Raw genomic sequence first — 25903 nt, 5'->3', positions numbered from 1 at the left:
TCAGAACTCCTCGTCGGCGGCGGCTCGCTCCGCCAGGGTCCGTGCCGGGCGCGGCAGCGCTTCGCGCGCCCGTACCAGGGAAATCACCTCGGCGCGGTCCTCCGGGGTGGTTCCTTCGACATCCGGGCCCGCCGCGCCGATCACGATCCCGATCCGGCCGGAAGGCGCTGCCGCGAGCCGGGTCCCGGCTTCGTCCAGGTCGGTTGCCCCGGCGAAGCCTCCGCTGCCGAGATGGAGAGCGACTTCGGCGAATGGCTCACCGTCGTGGGTCGCCACGGCGGCGAGGGACGCGTCGTCGAGGGCGCCCGCGACTTCGACCTCAAGCCGGGCGGTGGTCCTGGTCGCGACGATCCGCCAGGCCACGGTGTCCTCCGCGGCGTCCAGAACGCCCGGCGGCACCCGTGCCCAGTCGACACTGGTGCGTCCCTCGGCCAGCGCTCCTTCGCCGGTCGCGGCGGGGCCGGAACCTGCCGCCAAGGCGTACGCACGTTGACCAGGGGTGATGGCCAGCTGAGCCGCTTCGGCGCGCTCCGGATCGTCCTGGCGGTCGAACCAGGCAGAAAGCTGCTCGCACAGAAGCCGGGCTTCTTCGGCCACCGGTGGCACGGCGGCGAACAGCCCAGCGCTGGCCGCCTGGTCGAACAGCTCCGCCGGGCTGGCCTCGAACCCGTCGAGCAAACCCTCGGCGACGTCCTCGACCTCCGCGGTCGCGACGGCCGTTTCGAGGTCCAGCAGCGCCGGATCGAGCGACGGGATTCCGAGCCGCGGGCTGGCGGGCCACCAGCGGCGCGTCCACAGCAGGAGGGCGAGACGGGCCAGCTCCGGGCGGGCCGGGACGTCGACGTGCCCTTCCCTGAGCGCGGTCAAGCTTGCTTCGGCTCCGACGAGCCTGGTCAGCCACGGCTCGGCCGCGGCGGCGTCGGTGAGTTCGATCCGCATCGACGGCAGCGAACCGCCGAGCAGTTCGGCGAGCGCGAAACGGATGAGGCTGCCGTCCGCGGCGAGGACCGGCGTGTGCACTGGATGCGTCACGAGGCGGCCTCCAGTCGCGGCAGGCTGGCGACGAGCGCGCGGCGCACTTTCGTCCGCAGGTCCAGCGAGGTCGAGCGGACGACTCCGGTGAGCAGGTCCCGGAAGTCGGCCGGGAGTTCCCCGCTGACGTCGAAGCCGTGCAGCCGGGCCCACAGCCTGGCGAGGAAACGCTTCGCGAATTCGCGCAGTTCTCGCAGAATCTCGGCGTCCGGCTGCGCGGTGAGGGGCGTCGAACCGGCCAGCGCCCGGCGCGCGTAAAGGACGTATCCCTCCCGGGCGACCTGGGCGTTGAGCCGCTGCGCGAATTCCGGGATGGTGCCGGGCACCGGCCCGTCGAGCGGGCGGAGCGCGGGGGCGAGGACGACGCCGAGCACGAAACACGTTGCCAGCACTGGCACTTCGAGCCCGAAACCGGCGGCTGCGCGGACGAGTTCCTCGTCGACCAGGTCGGCGACGGCGCTGGGCTCGGCCGCGCGGCGCAGAGTCGCGCGTACCCGTCGTTCGATGCTGCGTTCGAGAAGTTCGGGTCCGGCTTCGTCGCGCTGGTTCAGCGGAGGCACGGCGGTGCGTTCGCCGCGTTGCAGGCCGAGATCCGGGGCGGGAAGGCCGGAGATTTCGCGGACGGCCTGGGCGAGCGCGGCGGTGCCGCCGGGCTGGCGCAACGCGAGGCCGAACGCGTGCCCGGCCGGGGAGTCGGCGAGCGCCTGCCAAGCCGCGTCGGTGAAGCCGTGGGCGACCGCGTCGAGCAAGGGCACGAATGCCGCCGGGGAGGTGTTCGGCGGAACAGCCCAGCGACGGCGCAGTTCGGCGGTCAAGCCGGCGTGGTGATCCGCCAGGTGCCGGGTCAGCTGATCGACCCCGGCCGGACCGTCTTCGCCGTGCCATTCGCGCAAAGCCGCCGCGGCCCGCTCCGGGGCGGAGGCGTCCGGCCTGCCGAAGCCGGTGGCGAGTTCGTAAGCGAGGGGAAAGCACACGTCCTGGACGTTTCCCGCGGTGATGCGCAGGGCCCGGCGCTGCCGCTTCAGGTGGGTGAACCACTCCGCCGTCGCGCTCAAGCGCGCCGAGTCGGCCAGCAACAGTTCGGTCGCCTCCGCCGCCGCGGCCGGATCCAGCAGCGGACGGCCCAGGCGGGGCCGGGCCGCGGTGCGGATCACCAGCGGGTCGATGATCTTCTTGATCGTGCGGGTCAGCGGGCCGCCGTCGGCCGCCGAAAGCACCTCGACGCCCGGGATCCGCCGCCAGGCCTGCGCGAGGACGGCCGAACGCAACCGGGATCCCCCCTGGCCTGCCGTCATCGCGCCCCCTCGCTCCGCCCGCACTTTATCCTGCCCGCGGCGGTTCCCGGACGCGGCGATCGCGACGACGATGGCAGGCCTCGGCAGCGCAGGGAAACCGCGGGCCGAGTCCACGCACGGTGCGGTGCTCCCTCCGAGGAAAGGACTTCCCGACCATGGTGCACAGCCAGTACGACCCGGCCGTCCGCGAGGCGCTGGCCGCGAAGGCGGTGGAAGCCAAGACCCGCAAGGACCTCACCTGGCAGCGGATCGCCGACGCCGCCGGCCTGTCGGCGGTGTTCACGACCGCCGCCGTCCTCGGTCAGCATCCGCTGCCGAAGGAATCCGCCGAGGCCGTGGCGGAACTGCTCGAGCTGGGCGACGACGCGGCGCTGCTGCTGCAGACCGTGCCGATGCGCGGTTCCATCCCGGACGGGGTGCCGACCGATCCGACGATCTACCGCTTCTACGAGATCCTCCAGGTCTACGGGACGACGCTGAAAGCGCTGATCCACGAGCAGTTCGGCGACGGCATCATCTCCGCGATCAACTTCCGGCTCGACGTCCAGAAGGTTCCCGACCCGGAAGGCGGCGAGCGCGCCGTCATCACGCTGGACGGCAAGTACCTGCCGACCAAGCCGTTCTGAGCGGGCCGGGCGGGCCGGGGCGCGCTCCGGCCCGCCCGGGTCCGTCTGAACCGATTCCGGCGGCGAATTCGGAAACCGGGTAGTCTCGGCGGCAACTGCTCGTCGTCGCGGCAATGCTGGTCTATCCTGCTCTCAGTGCTCAGCCGCCTACTGGAATAGGGGAACTCCGTGACCAATCCGTTCGAAGACGAGAATGGCGTTTACCTCGTCCTGGTCAATGCCGAAAATCAGCATTCGCTGTGGCCGGAGTTCGCCGCCGTGCCGGACGGATGGACCGCGGTCCACGGTCCGGCGTCCCGGGCGGAGTGCCTGGACTACGTCACCGAAAACTGGACTGACCTGCGGCCGGCGTCTCTGGTGGCCGCGATGGCGGAGAACGCCGAGCCGCCCGCGAGCTGACGCCGTCCGGCGGGCTGGAACACCGGAATTGACACCGCCGCCGCACGAAGAAATGCGCCTCCGCTGAATTCTTCCGCGCGCGCCGAATGGCTGCGGAAGCGATTGTATTCTTCGTATACGCGGCCCTGATTGACTTCGCCTGGAGGGGGGATTAAACGGCGTTTCCGTCAGATCGGTGGTATCGTGATCCGGCTTCATCTGACCCTGGAGTCATTGCAGTCCGTTCGTTTTCTCGAAGGCCCCCTCCCGGTGGTCGAACTGCTCGGCGCCCTGTGCCGGCTGCGCCGGGACGCGCGGTCCGGCGGGCCTTTCGCGGTGCGGACGCGGCCGCCCCGGCCGATCCGGCCGCTGTTCGACCTGTTCTCCGCGCGCGGCGAGGTCCCGGACTTCCTCGTCTCGCGCCGCGCCGAGATCGGTTCCGCGCTGGACGACCTCGCGGCCCTGCCGGCCGGCCGGGTGCGCGCCGACCTCGCCGCGACGTTCCGGCTCAAGCAGCCCGCGGCCTGGCTGAACGACCTCGCCGCGGGCGGCGCCGACGCGCGGGCAGCGCTGGTGAAAGCCGTCGAAGCGGGGTACCGGAGCCTGGTGGAGCCGCGATGGGCCGAGATCGCCGCCACCGCGCAGGCGGACCTGGCGCAGCGCGGGCACATCATGCTGCGCCAGGGCGTGGCGAGGGCGATCGGCTCGGTGTCCGCCGGGATCAGCCAGCCCGGGAACGTCGTCGAGATCGCCAGCCCGGCCGACCGGGACCTGCCCGCGCCGCACGGGCTGGACTTCGTGCCGTCGTGCCTGGCCCCGGAGACGGTGGTGATCCCGGGCGGGGAGGGCGAGCCGGTGACCGTGGTGTACCCGATTCCGGGCGTGTCCGCGCGCACCGGGCCGGGCAGAGCGAGCGGGGACGGCCTGTCCGCGCTGGTCGGGGCACGGCGGGCGGCGATTCTCCGGGCCGCGGTCGTGCCGCGCGGGACTACCGAGCTCGCGGTGCAGGCCGGGGTCAGCCTGTCGTCGGCTTCCGAACACGCCAGTGCGCTGCGGAACGCCGGGCTGATCATGACGGTGCGGGCCGGGCGGAAGGTGCTGCATACGGCGACGGAACTGGGGGCGTCGCTGGTGCGGGCGAGTGATGCGCCGCTGTGCGACGCGCGCTGACCTCATTCCGGCAGCTCCGGAACCCGGCCGGCCCAGTGCCGGGCGCGTTCGAACGGGTACGTCGGCAGCCAGACCCGGCGGCCGGAGGGAAAGAGCGCCGGCCAGTCCGGCGTTCCTCCCGCTGCCCAAACCTGGCCCGCGCGCGCCAGCTCCGCGGACTCGTCCGGCCGGGCGGACGGCAACCGGCCGGGGACGATCTCGAACTGGCGGCACGGCCAAGCTCGGCGGCCGGCGGCCAGGGTGAACGCGACGTCGGCCAGCGGCAGGTCCGGTTCGCGGTCCAGATGGTCCCGGAGCCGCGTCGCGGTCGCTGCCAGCGCCTTCGGGGTGCGGGCGGACAGCAGAAGCAGCTGCGGCGCGGGATCCGCGGCCGGACGGGGGACCGGCGGCGGCTGTTCGAGGACCACGTGCGCGTTGGTCCCGCCGAGCCCGAACGAGCTGACTCCGATCCGGCGGGGTGCGGCCAGTTCGACGGGCTCGGCGGCGACGGTGAAACCGCCGGAGGACAGGGGGAGGTGCGGGTTCGGCCGCCGGAAGTGCGCGGTCGGCGGGACGGTGCCGTGCCGGGCGGCGAGCGCGGACGCGATCAGGCCGACGACCCCCGACGCCCCGTCGAGGTGGCCGAGCGCGGGCTTGACCGAACCGATCGGGCATCCGGGGATCCCGGCGAGCCGGAAGGCGCGGACGAGGGCGTCGACCTCCAGCGCGTCGCCGAGCAGCGTGCCGCTGCCGTGGGCTTCGACGTAGCTGATGGCGTCGGTCTCCGCTGCCCGCAACGCTTCCAGCACCACGGCGGCCTGGCCGCTGCCGTTGGGGGTGCGGTATCCGGGACGCTCGCCGTCGTTGTTGACCGCCCATCCGCGGAGGACCGCGTGGACGGCGTCACCGTCTTCGAGCGCGTCGGCGAGCCGTTTGAGCAGGACGACGCCCGCGCCGCTGCCGAAGACCGAGCCGTCCGCGTCGGCGTCGAAGGCGCGGAGACGGCCGGACAGCGAGACCAACCCGTCGTCCGCGGCCAGACGGGCCGGGTAGGGCACCGCCGCTCCGCCCGCGAGAGCGAGGTCGCACCGGAAGTCAGCGAGGTTCTGCGCGGCCAGGCACACCGCGACCAGCGACGACGAACACGCGCACTGCACGGCCAGGCTCGGGCCGGAAAGGCCGAGGGCGTAAGACACCCGGGCGGCGGCGTGGTCGGGCCCGGCGCCCACCGAGGTCGCGCCGGGCCAGGCGCCGGCCAGCCGGTAGTGGTCGTACCAGCTCGGTCCGACGCTGGCGAAAACCCCGGTGTCCGGGCACGAAACCGGGTCGTAGCCCCCGTCCTCGAACGCCGACCACGCGGTCTCCAGCAGCAACCGGTGCTGGGGGTCGAGCTGCGCCGCTTCGTCCGCGTTGTACCCGAAAAACTCCGCGTCGAACTCCGCGATCCCGTCGAGATGGCCTGCCGAGCGCACCAAAGCCGGGTCGCGTAGTAGCGAGTCCGCTACCCCGGCGGCGCGCAGCTCATCGTCGGAGTAGCGACGGATCGGATCGACGCCGGAGAACAGATTGCGCCACAACGTCGCCGGGTTGGCCGCGCCCGGGACCCGGCACGCCATGCCGATGATCGCGATGTCCTCGGTCACCGCGAGCTCCGGCGGGCCGCGCGGCGGCGGGACATCCGGGTGCCGACCCGGTCCAGCGCGTCGCCGGGACTGTCCGCGAGGAAATCGACGAGCGCGGTGATGGTGGGATGGTCGAACAGCCGCCCGAGCGGGATTTCGACGCCGAGTTCCTTCTCCAGCAGGCGTTTCAGCACGGGGACCTGCGCGGAGTGCCCGCCGAGCGCGAAGAAGTCTTTGTCCGCGGGCGGCTCCGGCAGCTCCAGCACGGCCGACCAGACCCGGGTGATCGCCCCGGGCAGGTCTGCCTCCGGGCGGGCGCGGAGGGGCGGCGACGGTGCGGGCAGCGCGCGGACGTCGACCTTTCCGGTGCTGGTCAGCGGAAACGTGTCGAGGACGGTGATCTCGCGCGGCACCATGTAGTGCGGCAGCTTCCTCGCCACTGCCTCGGACAGCGCCGCGGGATCCGGTTTCTCGTTCCGCGGCACCACATACGCGACGATCTCGCTCTGCCCGGCCACGGCGACGGCCTGCGCGACCCCGGGCTGCGCGCACAGCGCCGCTTCCACCTCGCCGAGTTCGACCCGGTAGCCCCGGATTTTCACCTGCCGGTCGGCGCGCCCGAGGTGCTGGAGGGTTCCGTCCGGCAGCCTGCGGGCGAGGTCCCCGGTGCGGTAGGCGGGCACGCCGTCGATCGTGACGAACTTTCCCGCGGAGGCGGCCGGATCCCGCCAGTAGCCGGGCGCGACATGCTGGCTGAGCACGGTGATTTCCCCGCGCAGGCAGGCCGGGCGGCCTGCCGGATCGAGCAGGCGGACCTCGACGCCCGGCAGCTGGCTGCCGACCGGGATCACCTCGCCGTCCACGGACGCGTCCGGTCCTAGGTGGTGCTGCGTCACGAAGCTGATCTCGGTCGCGCCGTAGCCGTTGACGAACACGCACTCGGGGGCGCCGACGCGCCGGGCCCGCTCCACGTCGTCGCGGCGCACTTGCTCGCCGCCGAGCAGAACCGCGCGCAGGGCGGGCAGTCGACGGTCGCCGAGGGAGTCGGTGAGGTAGCGGAACATCGTGGGCGTCGAGTGGTAGACCGTCACCGCGTGCTTCGCGAGGACCTCGCCGAGCGCGGTGACGCCGTGCGCGGCGACGTCGAAGGGCACCACGGCGGCACCGCTGAGCAAGGCGGAGAACAGGTCGGTGACGGCCATGTCGAAGCCGAAGGACGTGAGCAGGCCGAGCCGGTCGGCGGGGCTGATCCGGAAGTTGCCGACGTGGTTGCGGACCTGGAAAAGGACGTTGGCGTGCGGTTGCGCGACTGCCTTCGGCCGGCCGGTGGACCCTGAGGTGTAGAGGACGTAGGCGAGCGAATCGCCGGAGACCGTGAGATCCGCGGGACGGAGTTCTTCCTCCACAGTGGACAGATGGTGCACGGTCAGCGTGGGCCCGATCCGGTCGCACAGAGGTTGGTGCTCCGGGTCGGTCAGGATCGCGGTGGCGCCCGCGTGGGCCAGGATCGCGGCGAGCCGGTCGGGCGGATGGTGGTCGTCCAGCGGCACGTAAGGGCGTCCGGCGAGCACGGCGGCGACGATCGCGACGATGTGCGACGGGCCGTGCGGGAGCAGCAGGCCGACCGGTCCGGTGCCGGTGCGCAGCAGGGACGCGGTACCGGCGGCGCGGGCGGCGAGTTCCGTGTAGGTGAGGCATTCCGTGTCGGTGAGGACGGCCGGATGGGTCGGAAAGCGTTGGCAGATCTCGGCGAACCGGTGCGCGAGCGAGGTCGCGTCGGCGGGGAAGGGGGTGTTGCCGGAGGGCTCGAGGGTCGGGGTTCGGTCGCCGCGAGCGTGCCGGAGCAAGTGCGCTGTGGAGCGTGCCGGGTCGTCGAGGATCTCGGTGAGCAGGGTGGGCAGGTCGGCGGCGAGGTCGGCGAGCAGGGACCCGGGCAGGTGTCCGAGCCACGAGATCCGGGGGCGGTCCGTCCGCTGGGTCAGGATGATTTCGAGGTCGTACCTCGGTGCGGGAAGGGCGACCGGGTGCAGGCTGAGTCGACCGGCCGCGAGGGGCGCGCCGTCCTCGCCGAGGGCGAAAGCGCGCAGGCTCGGCTGGTCGAGTCCGTCGAGGAATTCGTCCACCGCGGCTGTGACCGTGAATCCGTCAGTTGTCGTGGGTTGGCCGAGAGAGGCGGTGATGTCGCTGAGCGCGGTCGAAACTGGCCGGTCCTCAGTGAGATCGACGGCGAGGGCCAGGGGATTCTCGGAGCCGAACGACAGGCCCAGGGCCATCGCGCCGGTGCCGGTGTAGCGCCGCAGCAGCAACGCGAGCGCGGTAAGGAACACCGAGGCGGGCTGCCCGGCGAAGCGCGTGTCGAGTTCGGCGGTCACCCGCGCGACCGGGGTGAATTCGGGGGTCGGGGTGCCGGAAAGCTCCGCGACGAGATGGGAGAGGAACTGTCCGAGCCGCAGCGGGGTGCCGTGGGGCAGAGCGACCAGCAGAACGTGCTCGTCCTCGGCGAGGGAGTGCAGGCGTGCCCGCAAGGGAGATGCGGAAACGTCGATCGGGGCGTTCGGGAAAGCGTCCGGGAAAGCGTCCACTGTGGAGGACGGGCCGTCCGGAAGCCGGGCGGCGATCCGCTCCAGAGCCGCGGTCAGGACCGCCCGGTCGAGCGGGCCGGTGATGCGCAGCGCCCGCATGGTCAGCGTCCCGCCGGGACGGCCAGCGCCGCGTCCACTGCGGCACTCACCTCGGCCAAGCCGGTCACCGGCACGAGGGCCGCCGGTTCGATGGGCTGGTAATCGGCTGCGGAGTACGTCCCGGACGCGTGCAGGACGATCTCCGTGCCCGCGGGGACGAGCCGTCGCTCGATCGCGTTCAGCACCCCGGTCAGCGCCATCACCAGCGACCACTCCCGCAGTTCGGAGTGGTCGGCGGGCATCGGCCGCCCGGCGGCGTTCAGCAGGTCGCGGATCCTCGGGTAAAGGCTGGTGCACTCCTGCCGCGACACGACGATCCCGGTCCCGCCGAAGCGCCGCACGAGCGGGTCCATGGTCAGCGAGGTGGCCGGGCGGCGGGTGTAGAACGTCGGCTCCAGCACCTCGTCCGGATCCTGGGCGGACAGCGGGAAGTGCGGGTCGGCGTCCTGGACGTAGCCGTCGGCGGAGCGCCGGTACCGGGGCGCGTTCGCGGGATCGTGGTCGCCGTGCAGCAGGCTCAGCACCATGTCGGGCGCTCCGAGGTGCTGGACCAGCAGGAAACCCGGATGGGCCGCGGGATCCGCCTCTCCGGCGGCCTCGAGGTGTTCGCGGCCCTGGTGATAGCCGAGCAGCCCGAACGCGCTCGACACGGCGTGCGCGTGCCAGCGGTTGCCGCGCGCGGGGTCCACGTCGTGTTCGAGGAAGGCGCGGGCGGTGTCGGCGACGAGGTAGTTGTCGAGGTCGAGGGTGAACCACAGGCGCGGAGAGCCGGGCCGGACCTCTTCGCGGGCCACGAACGCGCGGGCGAGGTCTTTGACCTGCTCCGGCCGCGGGCTGTCCAGCAGCAGCACCGGATTGCGGCGGGCCAGGTCCGGGTCCTGCGACAGCGCGCTGGAACGGAACTTCGCCCGGGACCGGGCGGGCGCGAGCACGATCACCCGGAGCTGATCGGGCCGCACGAGACCGGTCGCGATCGCGCGGTCCGCCGCGTCGCGCAGGGCCACGCCTTTGTTCGCCGACGTCGGCGTGAAGAGCACGAGCGGCTCGCCGGTGCGCCGGATGTGCTCGGCCGCCCTGGCCACGATCAACAGCGAGGCGAAGGTTTTCGTGGTGTGCGTGCCGGGGTTGCCGGTGAGGTCGAGCATCCGGAGCGAATGGCCGCCGATCTCCGCGAGCGGGCCCCACGCGGCGGTCGCGACGGAGAAGTACTCCCGGACCGCCGGGTCCAGCTCCGGCAGCGCGGCGCCGGGGGAGAACCGGCCCGGCTCGGCCACGGGAGCGGGGAACCGCCGGGCCGCTTCCGTGCGGATCCGGTCGTAGTAGTCGGTGATCAGGTTCCGGGACGCGCGGGCGCCGGCCATCGCTTCTCCTCGTTCGGGAAAGGGGCGGGGGAGCGCAGGCGGTCTCGCACTTCCAGCAGGCGGGCGCAGACCTCGGCCGTGTCCTGGACCGGAAACCCGGCGGCGACCTCGGGCAGATACGGCAGCAGGGCTTCGCGCGCTGCCTCGCCGAACACGACGCGGGAGCCGTCGACGACGACTCCGTCCCGGTGCCCGGCGCGCTGGTTCCGCTGCACGGCAACGTCTTCGGCGATCGGCAGGTCGAGGGTCAGCGAGCCGCCGCGGATCCGCACCGGATATCCGCCGGGCAGCCCGAGCGGCCCGGGCACGCTCGTCCGGAGGTCCGCGCCGGTCAGCAGGCTTTCGACCAGGAGCGCGGCGGCGTGCCCGGTTACCGCGTTCAGCTCCCGGCGGTCGACCGCGCGGACCTTGGCCAGCCGGGCGGTGACGTCGGTCAGCTGCTCGTCGTCCAGCCAGGCCAGCGCTTCGTCGGCACTGTTCTCGGGGGCGTGCAGGTGCACGTGGTGGGCCAGCACGCGCAGCGTCCGGGTGTCGTCGGTGCGCAGGGCCGCGGCGAGGGTCATCACGTTGCCGATGCCGCAGAACACCGGCAGCCCCAAGGCTTTCAGGAGGGGATTGACTGCGTCCGGGAAGCAGCCGTTGACCAGCAGCGTCTCCGGGCTGGCGTCCGCCACTGCCCGCGCGAGCGAGATCGCCGGTCCGGCCTGGAGCGGCAGAGTGAGACCGAAACCGCCGTGCCGCAGCAGATCCGTCCACTTCGAGGGGCTCGTCATCCTCTCCCACGGCGACTGGTGCGAGGCGCAGTTCAGCACCACCCGCGGGCGGATTCGGGCCAATGCCTCGGGGATATCGGAGAGCGCCGCCTCGAAGCGCACTGGCGAACCGTTCAACCGGGCGCGCATCTCGGCGAGATCGGCGACCTCCCGCGCCATGGCGGGCCTGCGGGCCAGGACGTGCACGACAGCCGGAATCTTCGCCAGGGCAAGCGAAAAGCACACACCGCGCGCCAGGGAACCGCTCCCGGCGACGACGACGCGGGGCACCCCGGCCGCATTCTCGGTCACACCTGGTCCTTTCGCGGAGAACGGGGCTCACGGTAACCGCGTTCGCCCGCTCGCCACCTTCGTTTCGCCTGGGCCCGAAAGCCTGGACGGCCGCAGGCGGCCTGGATCTACTGGCGCGGTGAAGGTTGTCGGCCGACGTGTGCGATGAGTGAGGCGGTATGGCGATCGGTGACTCCGCTGAGCCCGGCCCGGCCGTCGAACCGGTCGCGATCGTCGGGATGGCCTGCCGGGTGCCGGGCGCGGCGGACGTCCGCCAGTTCTGGCGCAATCTGACCGCCGGGGTCGAATCGGTCCGCCGGTTCACCCGCGCCGAGCAGCTGGCCGCCGGCGTGCCGCCGGAGGAACTCGACGACCCGGCATTCGTCCCGGCCGCCCCGGTACTGGACGACATGGCGGGCTTCGACGCCGCGTTCTTCGGGATGACGCCGCGCGAGGCCGAACTCGCCGATCCGCAGCAGCGGTTGTTCCTCGAGCTGTGCCACACCGCGCTGGAGGACGCGGGCCATCCGCCGGGCCGGGTCCGCGGCGAGGTCGGCGTCTACGGCGGCACCGGCGTCGACGACTATCTCTGGCGCAACATCCGCGGCAACCGGCGGATCTGGGAGTCGGCGGGGCGCGGCCTGACGATGGTCGGCAACTCGCCGGACTACCTGGCGACCTTCACCTCCTACAAGCTCGACCTGCGCGGCCCCAGCATGACCGTGCAGACCGCGTGTTCGACCTCCCTGGTCGCGGTGCACCTGGCGTGCGAGGCCCTGCGCTCCGGCGAATGCGACCTGGCGGTGGCGGGCGGCACCAACATCGAACTTCCGCACCATCGCGGCTACCTTCCCCGCGTCGGCGGGGTCGATTCGATCGACGGGCATTGCGCGCCGTTCAGCGAACAGGCGTCGGGCACAGTCTGGGGCAGCGGCGGCGGGACGGTGGTCCTCAAGCGGTTGTCCGAGGCCGTCGAGGACGGCGACCACGTCCACGCGGTGATCCTCGGCAACGCCGTCAACAACGACGGCTCGGAGAAGGTGTCTTTCACCGCTCCCGGGCCGAAGGGCCAGACCGCGGTGATCGCCCAGGCGCTGAGCGTGGCCGGAGTGACCCCGGCGGAGATCGGTTACGTGGAGGCGCACGGCACCGGCACCCGGCTCGGCGACCCGATCGAAATCGCCGCGCTGACCGAGGTTTTCGGCCGCGAGCCGCGCGCCGGGCAGCGGTGTGCGATCGGCTCGGCCAAGTCCAACATCGGCCACCTCAGCCAGGGCGCGGGCGTCGTCGGCCTGATCAAGGTCGCGCTCATGGTGTCGAACGGGCTGCTTCCGCCTTCGCTGAACGTCACCGCGCCCCATCCCGGCATCGATTTCGAGAACTCGCCGTTCGCTGTCAACACGATCGCGCGGGCCTGGGAGTCCTCCGGGCCGCGCCGGGCCGGAGTGAGTTCCTTCGGTTTCGGCGGCACGAACGCGCACCTGGTGGTCGAACAGCCGCCGGTACGGCCGGTCACGGAGGCGGCGGAGATCGCGCTGATCCCGTTGTCCGCCAAGACCGAGAGCGCCCTGCGAACCGCGGCGACGCGGCTGGCCGAGGACCTCGCGGACTCGCCGGAACTGAGTCTCGCCGATATCGCCCACACTCTGCGCGCCGGGCGGGACGAGCACCCGCATCGCGCGGCGGTGGTCGCGCGGACGCGGGAGGAGTTGGCCCGGCTGCTGGAGCGCCCGGCCGCAGCGGTCGCTGATCCCGCGACGAAGGTCGCGTTCCTGTACTCCGGGCAGGGCAGCCAGTACCCGGGCATGGGCGCGGCACTGCACCGCGCCGAACCGGTGTTCCGTTCCGCGATGGACGAATGCCTCGCGCTGGCGCGCGCCGAACTCGGAGCTGATCTGCGAGAACTGCTCGCCGAGCACCCGGAGGACACGCAGTTCGCGCAGCCCGCGCTGTTCGCCGTCGGCTACGCCTTGAGCCGGTTGTGGCGATCGTGGGGCGTCGAGCCGGCAGCGATGATCGGCCATTCCGTCGGCGAGTACGTGGCCGCTGCCGAAGCGGGGGTGTTCACCCTGGCGGAGGCGGTCCGGCTGGTGTGCGCGCGAGGCAGGCTGATGCAGCAGGCGCCGCCGGGAGCCATGCTGGCCGTCTCGCTGGACGAAGACCGGCTTCGCGAGCGGCTGCCCGCCGACCTGGCCCTCGCCGCGGTCAACGGTTCGGGGGCCTGTGTGGTCGCGGGGCCTGCCGAAGCTGTCGAAGGCTTCGCGGCGAAACTGTCGGCGGAGAACATCCAGAACCGAGGTCTGCGCACCTCGCACGCGTTCCATTCTCCGTTGATGGACGAGGTTCTCCCGGCTTTCCTCGCCGAGGTCGCTTCCGTGCCCTTGCGGCGTCCTGACCGGCCTTATCTCTCCACCCGCACCGGCGACTGGATCACCCTGGAACAGGCGACCGATCCTGACCACTGGGTCCGGCAGCTGCGGGACACCGTCCGGTTCGGCGATTGCGTGCAGCGGCTGCTCGCGGACGGTTCCTGGGCGTTCGTCGAGTGCGGTCCCGGGCGGCAGCTCGCCGGACTCGCGCGGATCCGGCCGAAGGGCGCGGCACGGTCGAAAGGCCCGCTCGCCCTGCCGAGCCTGCCGACCCCTGGCGACACTCGCGGTGACGTCGAGACGATGTACATCGCGGCCGGTCGCTTGTGGACAGTCGGTGTCCCGGTGCGCACGGACCGTATCGGCGCTCTCGGACGTCGCGTGCCCTTGCCTACGTATCCGTACGAACGCACGCATTACTTCGTGGAACCCGACCCGCCGGGCACGCCGCGACCCGAACCCGCGCCGGTCGAGCACAGCTTGGTCTCCGTGCCGACGTGGCGGCAGACCGCTCCGCTGGCCGCTGCTGGCGAGCCGTCCCGCTGGCTGGTCTTCAGCGACGGCCCTCGCGGCTCCGACCTGGTTGCGGCGCTCCGGCGCAGTGGCGACGACGTGGTCGAAGTCGTTGCTGGAGACCAGTTCCGGCCCGGCAGCTCCGTCCGCGCCACCGTGCAGGACGACTACGCGCGGTTGTTCGCCGACCTCGCCGCACGCGGCGGAATGCCGCCCCGGATCGTCCACGCTTGGCTGCTCGACTCCACAGAGGACGATCCTCTCCGCGCTCAGGACCGCGGGCTGTTCAGCCTCATCGCCTGTCTGCGCGCGCTCGCCGCTACCCCGCAAGCTCAGTCCGGGGAGAGTGGCGCGATCGGGCTGGACGTGCTCACCCGGGGCGCGCGGGACGTCACCGGCACCGACCTCGTCGATCCGGCCAGCGCGACGGTGACCGCCTTCGCTGAGGTCGCTCCGCTCGAACTGCCCGTCCTGCGCGTCCGCCACCTCGATCTCGGACCGGACGACCGCGCTGCGAGAGCCCTCCTAGCCGAACTGCGCGCGACCCCGGGCGACCCGGTTGTAGCCCTGCGCGGCGGACGCCGGTGGGTGCCCGGGCACCAGCCCGCCCCGGAACTGTCCGAAGTGGACCGCGAATTGCTGCGTCCGCACGGCGTGTACCTGATCACCGGTGGCACCGGCGGAATCGGAATCACCGTCGCCGAGCACCTCGCGCAGCGGGTCTCGGCCCGGCTCGTCCTCACCAGCCGCCACGGCCTGCCGCCGGAGGACGAGTGGGACGCGCTGGACGGCTCCGGTCGCGCCGGCCGCGCGGTCGCGGCGATCCGCCGGATGCGGGCGGGCGGTGCGGAAGTCGAGGTCGTCGCCGCCGACGTGTGCGATGGCGCCGAGCTGGCGCGCGTGCGGGAAGTCCTCATCGGACGGTTCGGCCGCCTCGACGGGATCGTGCACGCGGCGGGCGTCGCCGGCGGGCAGATGATCGAGGCGTGGAACCGGGACGAGGCCGAACGCGTGCTCGGGCCGAAGCTGACCGGCACCCGCCTGCTGCGGTCGGTGTTCGGCGATCTTTCGCCGGATTTTCTTGTGCTGTGTTCGTCGACCTCGGCGTTGATCGGCGCGCCGGGCCAGCTCGACTACAGCGCGGCGAACGCTTACCTGGACGCGTGCGCGAGCGCCGCGGACGGGTGGCCCGCGCGGCGGCTGTCGGTCAACTGGGGGCGGTGGCTGGAGGTCGGCATGGCCGTCGAGACCGAGGTGCCGCGGGAGTGGCAGCGCGTGCTCGACCAGCCCGGCGAAGCCTGGGACCACCCGATCCTGACCCACCGCGACGGCGACGGCGGATACCGCGGAACCGTTTCCCCGGCCACGCATTGGGTGCTTGACGAGCACCGGCACCAAGGGCGCGCCCTGATGCCGGGAGCCGCTCATGTCGAGCTGATCCGGGCGGCTTTCGAGGACCACGTGCCCTCGCCCACACTGGGGCACCGAACCGAGTTCAGCGATCTCGTGTTCGTCCGTCCGCTCGTCCTCGGCGACGACGAGAGCGCACGCATCCGGGTCGCCGTCCGAGCTGAGGCGGCGGAGTACCGGGTCGAAGTCGCCAGCGAGGCCGGAGTGCACGCCGAGGCCCGGGCGCGGTGGACCGCCGACCCGGCACCCGAAGCCGTCGATCTGCGAGCCGTTCGCGCTCGCCACTCCGGCCGACGTCAGGACTACGACGGCGAACGCCTGGCGCACGCGGGCGGTTTCGCGCTCGGCGGGAGGTGGCGCAGCCTCCGGCACACTGCCGACGCCGCCGACGGAACGAGCCGCCTGGCCTGCTTCGAACTTCCCGACGCGGTGCGGGCCGAGACGGAGCGGCTGCCCCTGCACCCGGCGGTGCTCGACGAGGTCACCTCGGTGGCCAGCGACGGGCAGGGCCGGTATCTGCCGTTGAGCTACGGACGTTTGGTGGTGCACCGGCCGTTCCCGGCGCGGCTGTGGGCTTGGGCGCGCTACCACGGCACCCGGGACGGCGAGGTCATCACCGCTGATCTGTCCGTGGTGGACGAACACGGCGAGCCGGTGCTGACGGTCACCGACTTCGTCATGCGCCGCACCGATGTCGCGGCGCTCAGCAGCAAACCCTCCGGGCGGACTGGCGACGGTTTGCGTCCGGAACAGGCCGTGGACCTGCTCGACCGGCTTCTGGGCGCGGACCTCGGCCCCCGCGCGATCGTATCCGCGGTGCCGCTGGCCAGGATCCGCCAGCGAGCCGAGGCGGTACTGGCGTCCGGCCCGGACGCCGCGCCCGCCGACGACCTGGAGACCGCCATCGCCCGGGTGTGGGCGGACGTGCTCGGGGTCGCCGAGGTCGGCGTGGACGAGGACTTCGCGGAACTCGGCGGGAACTCGCTGACCGCGGTCCAGCTGATCTCCCAGGTGCGGAGCGCGGTCGGGGTCCGGGTGCCGATGCAGGTGCTGTTCGAAGCGCCGACCGTCGCGGCGATGGCGGGCGTGGTCGCCCGGATGCGGGGAGACGCCAGTGGCCGCGGCTGACGCGCACCTCATCGAGGTTCCGGGCGGCGACTGGAAGGTCTGGCGTTCGGCGCTGCTCCGCACGACCGGCTTCCCGGCCGACGGGCTCGCCGCCTTCACCTGTACCGAAGCCGCGGCGGTCGTCGACGCGCACCTCGATGGCAGTGCCGATCACACTGCCGATCACACTGCCGATCACACTGCCGATCAGCACGAGGTCGAGCAGGCGTTCGCCGAAGCCGCCGCGCAGTGCAGCTGGGCGCTGTCGAAGGTCGCCGCGGACCCGTTGTTCCGCGAGGCACTCGTCTGGCAAAACCCGCGCGTCCGGGAGGTGGCGGACGCGATCGCGGCAGAACCCGAGCCCGCGCGGCTGAACCGCCGCCGTCGCCGGGACGAGAGCCTGCTCGCCCGCTACTGGCAGCGCTACTGCGCCAAAACCGAGACGATCGGCTACTTCGGCCCGGTCAGCTGGACCGAGATCGCCCCCGGTCCGGAGGTCGTCACCGCCGAGATCGGCCCGCGCCTGGTCCGGGCCCGCGAAACGCGCCTCGAATACTGGGTGCTCGACGCGTACGCCCGGCACCTGGCCGAGGATCGCGAGACCCGGTCTTGGCTCCCCGTCCGGCTGCCCCCGCATCTCGCGCTCGACGGAACCCTCCTGCGGCACCCCACCGAACCCGCCCGGACCCTGACCCCGCAGCAAGCGCAGCTGCTCGCGCACTGCGACGGCCGCCCCGCCCGGGAAGTCCTGGCCGCGCTCGAAGGGACGCTCGCGGAGCGGGCCGGCCTGGAGCGGATGCTCGCCGACCTGCACGACCGGTCGCTGGTGTCGTGGGGCCTCGACCTGCCGCTGAACTACACCGCGCACTCCGCGCTGCAGCAGGGAATCCAGGCGATCGAGGACGAACGGATCCGGGCCGACGCACTCGCCGGGCTCGACCGCCTTGACCGGGCGCGGGCCCGCGTAGCCGAAGCGGCGGGCGACGCTGACGCTCTGCTGACCGCCCTCGCGGAGCTGGACGACGAGGTCACCGCGGTGACCGGCAGCGCACCCCGGCAGCGGCCCGGCGAGATGTACGCGGGCCGGACTCCGTGCTACGAGGACACCATCCGGGACCTGGAGGTCAAGTTCGGCACCGGTCTGCTGGACGGTTTCGGACCCGCGCTTACCAGGATGGCCCGCCTCGCGCGCTGGCTCACCGCGGAGCTCGCCACCGCTGTCCAAAGTGGACTGAAACAGCTGTATGCCGATCTGGCCGAGGACAGCGGCGGCCCGGACGTCTCCTTTGGACAGTTGTGGTACCTCGCCCGCGGCGTGCTTTTCGGTGAGCACGACGGACCGGTCGCCGCCGTGCTGACCGACTTTTCCCGGCGGTGGGCGACGTTGTTCGCGCTGGACACCCTGGCCGAGGACGTCCGTGGCATCCACCGTGACAGCGCGAGCCTGGCCGTGGAAACGCTGTTCCCCGCCGACCGGCCGGGCTGGGCCGGGGCGCGGCTGCACAGCCCGGACCTCCAGCTGTGTGCGGAGAATCTGGACGCATTGCGTCGCGGAGACTTCTTCGCCGTGCTCGGCGAGCTGCACGTCTCGTGGCCGACGTTCGACTCCGGGGTCGCCGTCCGCGTCCACCGCGACCCCGAGCAGCTGCGGGCCGACCTGCGCAGCGATATCGGCAGCGGCCGGATGCTGCCGCTGTTCCCGCCGACCTGGCCGCGGGTGACCGCGCGGGTGAACCGCTGCCTGGAGAACGCCGACGACCGGCAGCTCGGCTTCGTCGCCGCCCCCGGGGCCGATCCCGCGCGGCTGGTCCGGATCGCGGGCCTGGCCGTGACCGAAAGCGACGGCGAACTGGTCGTCCACGGCCCCGGCTTCCGCCGTCCGGCGCTCGACCTGTTCTCCGAACTGCTGACGATGCGCGCGGTCGACGCGTTCCGTTCGGCCACCGCGCGGCCGCATACGCCGCGGATCACCGTGGACCGGCTGGTGGTGTGCCGGGAGAGCTGGCGGACGACCGTCGGCGAGACCGGGCTGGCCGGGGCCGAGGGCCACCTCTCGCGGTACCTGGCGGTGCGGCGCTGGCGGCGCGGGCTCGGGCTGCCGGAACGGGTTTTCGCGAAGTTCGCCACCGAGGGCAAGCCGCTCTACGTGGACTTCACCAGCCCGGTTTACGTGGCGGGGTTCTGCGCCGCGCTGCGCGCCGCCGCCCGCGCCGGAAAGGACACGACGCTGACGCTCACCGAATTGCTGCCCGGGCCGGAACACGCCTGGCTGCCCGACGCCGAAGGCCGGACGTACCTGTCGGAGCTGCGCATCCAGCTGCGAGATCCTCAGGTGGGCGGATGATCCTTCTGCCCCAGCGGGTCCTGGCCCATGCCCGGCAGCGGCCCGGCGCGGTCGCCGTGCGCCAATGGGATCGGCGGCTGACTTACGGCGAGCTGGCAGCGGCTGCTTCCGGGCTCGCGGCGACCCTGCGCGCTCGCGGCGTCGGCCCCGAGACGCCGGTCGGCCTATGCCAGCGCCGCACGCCCGACATGATCGTCGGGTTCCTCGGCATCCTGCTGGCGGGCGGGGTCTACCTGCCGCTGGAGCTGTCCCACCCAAGGCAGCGGCGCGACGCCATCCTCGCCGACGCCCGGCCCGCGCTGGTCCTCGTCGACGACGACGGCGAGGAAGCCCTGGCGCACCACAGCATTCCGCGAATCCGCCAGGAAGCTCAAGGGACCGCGGACCCGGTGGAGGTCGCTCCGGACAACCTCGCCTGCCTGATGTACACCTCGGGTTCCACCGGCGAGCCGAAGGGCGTCGCGCTCGGCCACGGCGGTCTCGCCGCCCACCTGGACGCCGCCGCCGAATGGGTCGGGCTCGACCGGGACGCCCGCGTCCTCGCGTTCGCCTCGTGCGGTTTCGACCTCTCCCTGCACGAGATCGGGGTCGCGCTCGCTTTCGGTGCGGAGGTGGCGCTCATTCCCGAGGCCGAGCGCCTCGACCCGGTCCGGCTGCACGAGTTCCTGCGCGTCCACGAAGTCTCCTACGCCAACCTCCCGGTTTCGGTGCTGCCGCTGGTCGAGCCGCACGGGCTGCCCGCGCTGACGGTGCTCGGGACGGGCTCCGAGGCGCCGGGGCCGGAGCAGGTCGCGCGGTGGACCGGGCCGGGCCGCCGGTTCCTCAACAGTTACGGGCCGACCGAGGCCACGGTCATGGTGTCCTCCTTCGACGCTCGCGGCGAGTGGACGAGGCCGATCCCGATCGGCCGGGCGCTGGGGGAGCACGGTCTGCACGTGGTCGACGAGAAGCTGCGCGCGGTGCCCGCGGGCGTTCCGGGCGAACTGCTCGTCAGCGGCGTCGGGCTGGCCCGCGGCTACTTCGGGCGGCCCGGGCTCACCGCGGAACGGTTCATCGCGGATCCGTTCGGCACCGGCGGCCGGGCGTACCGCACCGGCGATCTCGTGCGCCGGACCGCCGACGGCGACCTGGAGTTCCTCGGCAGGCTGGACCGGCAGGTCAAAATCCGCGGCCAGCGCGTGGAACTCGGCGAGATCGAGACCGCGCTGCGCGCGCATCCGGAGGTCCGGCACGCCGTCGCGGACACGGTTTCCGGCTCGGTAGTCGCGTTCTGTGTCCCGGAAACGGCGGATCCGGCGGCGCTGCGGGAGCACTGCGCGGGACGGCTGCCCGCCGCGATGGTCCCGGCGCGGGTGTTCTGCCTGGCCGAGCTGCCCCTGCTGGCCTCGCACAAGGTCGATCTCGGCCGGTTACGCGAGCTGGTTCCGCCCGATCCCGAGCGCGCTGGCTCCCCGGACGAATCGTTGCCCGCGGTGGTGACCCGGCTGTGGCGTCGGATGCTCGGCCAAGGCGAGGATTTCTTCGCCAGCGGCGGGCATTCGCTGACCGCGATGACGATGGCCGCGGCTCTGCGCGCCGAGCTGGGCCGGGACGTCGGGGTCGGCGACATCTACCAGAGCCGCACGCTCGCCAGGCTCATCGAACGCGTCGCGACGGCGGCGCGCACCGACGAGATCGAGCTGACCACCGGACATCCGCCCGCGCTCTCGCCGGGACAGCGGCGGCTGTGGTTCCTCGACCAGCTGGCCCCCGGATCGGCCGCGTACAACACGCCGATGGCCCGGCGGCTGCGCGGACCGCTCGATACGGAAAACCTGCGAGCCGCCCTGACCGCGGTCCTCGCCCGGCACGAGGTGCTGCGCTGGCGATTCCCGTCCGACGGCGGCACGCCTCGCGCGGTGGCCGATCCGCCGTCCGCGCTGCCGCTGCCCGTCGTGGACGTATCCGCCGACCGGCTTCAAGCGGAGCTGGACGCCGAAGCCACTGCACCCTTCGATCTGGCGCGCGGACCGCTGGTGCGGGCGAAGCTGCTGCGGCTGGCCCCGCAGGACCACGTCCTCGCGATCACCTTTCACCACGCGGTATTCGACGGATGGTCGCTCCAGCCGTTCTGCCGGGACCTTTCCGCTGCCTGCACCGGCGATCTGGCGCCGTTGCCGGTCAGCTACGCCGACTACCCCGCCTGGCGAAGCGAGCGCGACCGGCGTCGCTCCGCCGAGGATCTGGCGTGGTGGCGTGAACATCTCGCGGACGCGCCGACCGTGCTCGACCTCCCTCGCGACCACCCCCGCCCGCTGGCGCAAGCACACCGGGGAGCCCTCGTCCAGGGCCGCCTCGACGAGGACGTCTCCACCGCGGTTGAAGCCCTGGCGTCCACTGTGGACACCACGTCCTCGGTGGTGTTGTTCGCGGCGTTCGCCGAGCTGCTGCACCGCGTCACCGGCCGCGACGACCTCGTGCTCGGCACCCCGGTCGCCGACCGCGGCCACGTCGCGTTCCACGACCTGGTCGGCTTCTTCGTCGAGATCGCCCCGCTGAGGTGCCGCGCCGACTACACGCGAAGCTTCGCCGACACCGTCCGCGGCGCGGCGGCCGAGTTCGTGGCCGCGCTCGCCCATCCCGCCGCCCCGCTGGAGCGCATCGTCGCCGAGCTGCGGGTACCCCGCGAATCCACTCGCGGCCCGCTCGTGCAGGTGCTGTTCAACGTCTACGGCTTCGCGCCCGGAGAACTCGTCCTTCCCGGCGTCTCCACGGAAACCCTGCCCGCCGGACAACCCGGTTCCGCCTTCGACTTGACCGTGTACGTGGAGCGCCACGAGGACGGTTTCAGCGTCGAATTTCTCTACGACCGCGCGCTGTACGAGGCCGACCGGATCGACCGGCTGCTCGCGGCGTACCTCGAATGGATCGCCGCCTTGGCGACCACCGGCGAGAAACCCCCGCTGGACCCCTCGCTCAGCCAGGGAATCCGCGACGTCTCGGCCGCGCGGGGGCCGGAGCCCGAGGCAGGCACGTGGTCCAGCACCGAACGAGAGCTGGCCGGGCTGTGGGCCGAGGTCCTGGGCGGCCGCCCGGCCGGAGTCGCCGACAACTTCTTCGACCTCGGCGGGACCTCCTTCGCGCTGACTGTCCTCCACGGACGGATCGAACGGCGATGGGGCAGCCGCGCCCGGCTCGTGGACCTGTTCCGCTATCCCACTGTGCGCGCGTTCGCGGCCTTCCTGGACGGCCAGGCCGCGGACACCGCACTCGAAGCGGCCGACCGGCGGGCCCGCGCCCGCCGGGCCCGAGCCCAGACACGAGGAGGCCGGTCATGGGCGTCCCGGTGACGCTGGTTTTCCCGCCCGCGGCCGATCCTTCGCTGCCGCACGGCGCGCTGCCGCTGCTCGGCGCCGTGCTGCGCCGCGGCGGACACGACGAGGTCGAACTCCGCGACCTCAACCTGGAGGCCTTCGACCACCTGCTGCGGCCCGAACCGCTCGCGGAGGCCGCGGACGCCCGCGCCGCCGAGGTCGTCGCGAACATCACCGAGTCCCGCCGCATCCTGCGGGATCCCGTCGACTTCTACGATCCGGCGAAACTGCTCTACGCCAAGCGGATCTTCCATCTCGCCGGCGACCTGATCACCGCGGGAAAGCCGGACTCGCGGTTCGGCAAGTACTCCTACTCGCAGGCGACCTACGACAGCTACGAGGAAGTCGCGCACGCGGTCGACACCGAGACCGGGCCGCTCGCGGGCTACTTCCGCGACGTCGCCGTGCCGTCGCTGCTCGCGCGGAAGCCGCGGCTGATCGGCCTTTCGGTGCCGTACTTCTCGCAGCTGATCCCGGCGTTCCTGCTCGCCGAGGAAATCCGCAGGCAGGACCCGGACGTGCACGTCACGGCGGGCGGACCGGTGATCACCTGGGGCCGGGAAGTGCTCTCCGCGGACGCCCGGTTCCGACGCTGGCTCGACTCGTTCCTCGTCGGCGAGGCCGACGAGACTCTCCTGCAGTTCGCGGATTCCCTCGCCGGAGAACGCGATCCGGCTTCGGTGCGCAATATCGTCCGCTACGTCGGCGGCGCGGTCCGCGAGCAGCTCGACCCCAGCTACCAGCTCAACCTGGACTGGCTGCCCGCCCCGGACTTCACGATGCTGCCGCTGAAGGACTATTTCGCGCCCAAGCGGGTCATCTGCATGATGCCCACGCGCGGCTGTTACTTCAACAGGTGCGCGTTCTGCAATTACGCCTTCATCAAGATCGCGCCCTACCGGATGCGTTCGCCGACGCTGATCGCCGAGGACGTGGCGTCCGTGGTCGCGTCGACTGGCGAGGACGTGTTCTCCTTTGAAGCGGACGTGATGCTGCCCGCGCACCTGCGGTCGCTGTCGGAAGCGTTGCTGGAACGGCAGACCGACATCCGCTGGCACGGGGTCGCGCGCTTCGAGAAGGGCTTCACCCCGGAGGTGTTCGCGACCATGCGCGAAGCCGGGTGCGTGCGGCTCTACATGGGACTGGAGAGCGCCAACGAACGCGTGCTCAAGGCGATGGACAAAGGCACGACGCCGCAGCGGATGGCCGACATCCTCGCGATGTGCCGCACCGCCGGGATCTCCGTCGAGGCCGGCGTGTTCAGCGACTTCCCCTCGGAGACCGCGGCCGAGGCGGAGGACACCTACCGCTTCGTCCGCGACCACCGGCACGTGATCGGCCGCGCCGACGCGGGCACCTTCCGGCTGCTCAAGGGCGCGCCGATCGCCGACGAGCCCGAGGTGTACGGGATCACTGTGAAGGACGACCCGGCGCGCCGCTGGTACCACCTCGACTACGAAGAGAACACCGGCGCCTCCACCGGCCTGGCGGAGCGCATTCAGCGCCTCTACCCGGAGGTCGCGCTGATCGACGTGCCGGAGGACATCCTCTACACCGCCCGGTTCGGCCCGAACGCGTTCCGGATGTTCTTCGACGGCGGCGGCGACCCGGCCGACCCGCTTCCGGCCGACGCGAAACTGTCGCTGGCCGACGGTGTCGTGCTGCACCGCGTCCTGGTCGCCAACTCCGGCGCGGTCCACTTCGACGACGACACCGAGGCGTCGCACGCGGGCTTCGAACGGTCCCGTCTGGCGATCACCATCGCCGTCGACCGGCGCCGCGCCCGGGTGTTTCCGCTGGGGGACAACGAGGAAAAGGTCCTGCGCAGGCTCGCCGAGGGAGACGCCCGCGCCGGAGACCTTCCGTCCATTGTGGAGTTTCTGGTGGCGAAGGGCCTGGCGACGGTTCAGGACGACGCCGGTGCCTGACCCGGACACCAGGGGGCCGGGCCGCTACCTGTGGTGGCTGGTGCGGTGCCAGCCGGGGCGGGTGCTGTCCGGCGGGCTGGTCAGCGCGGCGTGGATGGGCTGTCTGATGCTGCCGCCGTATTTCCTGTCCCGCGCCGTCGACGAGGGTTTGCGCGGCGGGAGCATGGCCGCGCTGCTGGGCTGGGCCGCCGCGATCCTGGGCATCGGCGCGGTCAACGCCACGCTGGAGACGGTGCGGCACCGCACCATGACCCAGGTCCGGATGGACGCTTCCTTCCGCACCGTGCGGGCCCTGACGCACCAGGCCGTCGAGGTCGGCGCGACCCTGCCGCGGAAGGTCTCGGCGGGCGAGGTCGTCAGCATCTCGGCGACGGATGTCATGCGGATCAGCTGGGCTTTGACCGTCACCGGCCCCGGTTTCGGCGGCCTCGTGGCCTTCGCGGTGGTCGCGGTGCTGCTGTTCTCGGCGTCGCCCACGCTGGCACTCGTGGTCTTGCTCGGCGTGCCGTTGCTGGTCGTGCTCACCGGACCGCTGCTGCGGCGGCTCCAGCGCGTGGAAACCGAATACCGGCGGCAGGAAGCGGCGCTGACGACCCGGGCCGCCGACATCGCCGGGGGACTTCGGGTGCTGTGCGGGATCGGCGGAAAAGACCGGTTCGCGGGTAGTTACCGCCGCGCTTCGCAGGCGCTGCGCGCGGAGGGCAACCGGATCGGCGCGGTGATCAGCTGGATCCAGGCACTCGGCGTCGGCCTTCCCGCTCTGTTCCTGGGCGCGGTCACCTGGATCGCGGCCAGGATGACCGCCGCCGGGGAGATCACTGTCGGCGAACTGGTCGCGGTCTACGGCTATGTCGCGGTGCTGGTGGTGCCGGTGTCCTACTTCATCGAGGGCGCGGGGGACATCAGCCTCGGCTTGGTCGCCGCGCGGCGGGTCGTTCGGATCCTTTTGCTGCGCCCGGACGTGACCGACCGTCCCGATGCGCTGCCCGGACCGCCGGGACAGGCGCCGATGGCCGACTGGAGTTCCGGCCTCGAGGTGCGGGCGGGGGAGTTCCTGGTGCTCGCGACCTCGACGACCGCCGAAGCCGTCACGGTCCTGGAACGCCTTGCCCGGCTCACGGACTCGGACGCCCAATGGGGCTCGGTCCCGCTCCGCGCGGTATCCCTGGCCGAGGTCCGCCGCCGGATCGTGCTGAGCGATGTCGACGGATACTTGTTCGGAGGCCCGCTGCGCTCAATCCTGGCGGCTCAGCACGACGACGACGCTCTAGCGGCCCTGCGGGTGGCCGCGGCGGAGGACGTGCTGGCGGCGCTGCCTGCCGGGCTTTCGTCCACTGTGGACGCCAAAGGCTGGAGCCTGTCCGGCGGCCAACGGCAACGGCTGCGGCTGGCGCGTGCCGTCCTCGCGGATCCGGACGTGCTGCTGCTGGTCGATCCCGCGGCGGCGGTGGACGCGCACACGGAGTCGCTGATCGCCGACCGCCTCCGGGCCGCCCGGCGGGGACGGACGACGGTGGTGGTGAGCACTTCGCCGCTGATGCTGGCGAAGGCCGACCGGGTTGCTTTCCTGGCCGAGGACCGGGTGGTGGGGTCGGGTTCGCATGCGGATTTGCTTGCGGGTGAGCCTGCCTACCGCGCGCTGGTGGCTCGGGGAGGGGAGGTGTGAGCGGGATGCGAGCCGTGCTTGCTGGC

14 protein-coding genes are annotated in these 25903 nt (G+C 72.3%); 8 read left to right on the top strand and 6 right to left on the bottom strand.

Translation table 11 applies throughout. The features are described from left to right. Both ACWGIC_RS03610 and ACWGIC_RS03605 read right to left on the bottom strand, forming a co-directional pair. Positions 1–1032: a hypothetical protein gene (locus ACWGIC_RS03610; protein WP_452074332.1), complete on the bottom strand. Its 1032-nt coding sequence runs from the start codon at positions 1030–1032 to the stop codon at positions 1–3. Next, positions 1029–2327, bottom strand: coding sequence for a hypothetical protein (locus ACWGIC_RS03605; protein WP_452074331.1), 1299 nt, complete (start codon positions 2325–2327; stop codon positions 1029–1031). Before ACWGIC_RS03605 ends, ACWGIC_RS03610 begins: the two co-directional genes overlap by 4 nt. 155 nt (positions 2328–2482) lie before the next feature. Between ACWGIC_RS03605 and cynS the strand changes: the two genes are divergently transcribed. From cynS to ACWGIC_RS03590, 3 genes are all read left to right on the top strand, one after another. Then, the gene (gene cynS / locus ACWGIC_RS03600) at positions 2483–2953 is read left to right on the top strand and encodes a cyanase (RefSeq protein WP_452074330.1); all 471 of its coding nucleotides are present in this window, start codon (positions 2483–2485) and stop codon (positions 2951–2953) included. Between the two features lie 168 nt (positions 2954–3121). Next, positions 3122–3352: an MbtH family protein gene (locus tag ACWGIC_RS03595; protein ID WP_452074329.1), complete on the top strand. Its 231-nt coding sequence runs from the start codon at positions 3122–3124 to the stop codon at positions 3350–3352. A gap of 183 nt (positions 3353–3535) precedes the next feature. Beyond that, positions 3536–4501 (top strand): hypothetical protein, encoded by a 966-nt coding sequence (locus tag ACWGIC_RS03590; protein ID WP_452074328.1) that lies wholly within the window; start codon positions 3536–3538, stop codon positions 4499–4501. Positions 4502–4503: 2 nt separating this feature from the next. Here the strand turns inward: ACWGIC_RS03590 and ACWGIC_RS03585 are convergent, their stop codons facing one another. The 4 genes from ACWGIC_RS03585 to ACWGIC_RS03570 are packed head-to-tail and all read right to left on the bottom strand — an operon-like array spanning position 4504 to position 11208. Then, positions 4504–6123, bottom strand: a complete 1620-nt coding sequence (locus tag ACWGIC_RS03585) for a beta-ketoacyl synthase N-terminal-like domain-containing protein (RefSeq protein WP_452074327.1) — start codon at positions 6121–6123, stop codon at positions 4504–4506. Next, positions 6120–8783: an amino acid adenylation domain-containing protein gene (locus tag ACWGIC_RS03580; RefSeq protein WP_452074326.1), complete on the bottom strand. Its 2664-nt coding sequence runs from the start codon at positions 8781–8783 to the stop codon at positions 6120–6122. Before ACWGIC_RS03580 ends, ACWGIC_RS03585 begins: the two co-directional genes overlap by 4 nt. A 2-nt stretch (positions 8784–8785) precedes the next feature. After that, positions 8786–10144: a DUF6002 family protein gene (locus ACWGIC_RS03575; protein ID WP_452074325.1), complete on the bottom strand. Its 1359-nt coding sequence runs from the start codon at positions 10142–10144 to the stop codon at positions 8786–8788. Further along, positions 10114–11208, bottom strand: coding sequence for a hypothetical protein (locus ACWGIC_RS03570; protein WP_452074324.1), 1095 nt, complete (start codon positions 11206–11208; stop codon positions 10114–10116). The genes ACWGIC_RS03575 and ACWGIC_RS03570 overlap by 31 nt, the downstream gene beginning before the upstream one ends. 158 nt (positions 11209–11366) lie before the next feature. Between ACWGIC_RS03570 and ACWGIC_RS03565 the strand changes: the two genes are divergently transcribed. The 5 genes from ACWGIC_RS03565 to ACWGIC_RS03545 are packed head-to-tail and all read left to right on the top strand — an operon-like array spanning position 11367 to position 25877. After that, positions 11367–16607, top strand: a complete 5241-nt coding sequence (locus ACWGIC_RS03565) for a type I polyketide synthase (protein WP_452074323.1) — start codon at positions 11367–11369, stop codon at positions 16605–16607. Then, positions 16594–18930 (top strand): lantibiotic dehydratase, encoded by a 2337-nt coding sequence (locus tag ACWGIC_RS03560; RefSeq protein WP_452074322.1) that lies wholly within the window; start codon positions 16594–16596, stop codon positions 18928–18930. Before ACWGIC_RS03565 ends, ACWGIC_RS03560 begins: the two co-directional genes overlap by 14 nt. Further along, complete coding sequence (locus ACWGIC_RS03555; RefSeq protein ID WP_452074321.1) at positions 18927–22259, top strand: amino acid adenylation domain-containing protein; 3333 nt, start codon at positions 18927–18929, stop codon at positions 22257–22259. Before ACWGIC_RS03560 ends, ACWGIC_RS03555 begins: the two co-directional genes overlap by 4 nt. Then, positions 22244–24211 carry a B12-binding domain-containing radical SAM protein gene (locus ACWGIC_RS03550; protein ID WP_452074320.1) on the top strand — a complete coding sequence of 656 codons (1968 nt, stop codon included), beginning with the start codon at positions 22244–22246 and terminating at the stop codon, positions 24209–24211. The genes ACWGIC_RS03555 and ACWGIC_RS03550 overlap by 16 nt, the downstream gene beginning before the upstream one ends. Beyond that, complete coding sequence (locus ACWGIC_RS03545) at positions 24204–25877, top strand: ABC transporter transmembrane domain-containing protein (protein ID WP_452074319.1); 1674 nt, start codon at positions 24204–24206, stop codon at positions 25875–25877. The genes ACWGIC_RS03550 and ACWGIC_RS03545 overlap by 8 nt, the downstream gene beginning before the upstream one ends. Positions 25878–25903 lie beyond the last annotated feature (26 nt).

The sequence above is a fragment of the Amycolatopsis sp. NPDC054798 genome (assembly GCF_053611505.1).
The sequence above is the reverse complement of the archived record's forward strand: the minus strand, read 5'-3'. Positions and strand labels throughout refer to the sequence as shown.

Excerpts from the sequence above, each read along its gene's own strand:
- ACWGIC_RS03565 (WP_452074323.1), top strand. The coding sequence starts at position 11,367 with ATGGCGATCGGTGACTCCGCTGAGCCCGGCCCGGCCGTCGAACCGGTC.
- ACWGIC_RS03605 (WP_452074331.1), bottom strand. The coding sequence starts at position 2,327 with ATGACGGCAGGCCAGGGGGGATCCCGGTTGCGTTCGGCCGTCCTCGCG.
- ACWGIC_RS03550 (WP_452074320.1), top strand. The coding sequence starts at position 22,244 with ATGGGCGTCCCGGTGACGCTGGTTTTCCCGCCCGCGGCCGATCCTTCG.
- ACWGIC_RS03580 (WP_452074326.1), bottom strand. The coding sequence starts at position 8,783 with ATGCGGGCGCTGCGCATCACCGGCCCGCTCGACCGGGCGGTCCTGACC.
- ACWGIC_RS03555 (WP_452074321.1), top strand. The coding sequence starts at position 18,927 with ATGATCCTTCTGCCCCAGCGGGTCCTGGCCCATGCCCGGCAGCGGCCC.
- ACWGIC_RS03575 (WP_452074325.1), bottom strand. The coding sequence starts at position 10,144 with ATGGCCGGCGCCCGCGCGTCCCGGAACCTGATCACCGACTACTACGAC.
- cynS (WP_452074330.1), top strand. The coding sequence starts at position 2,483 with ATGGTGCACAGCCAGTACGACCCGGCCGTCCGCGAGGCGCTGGCCGCG.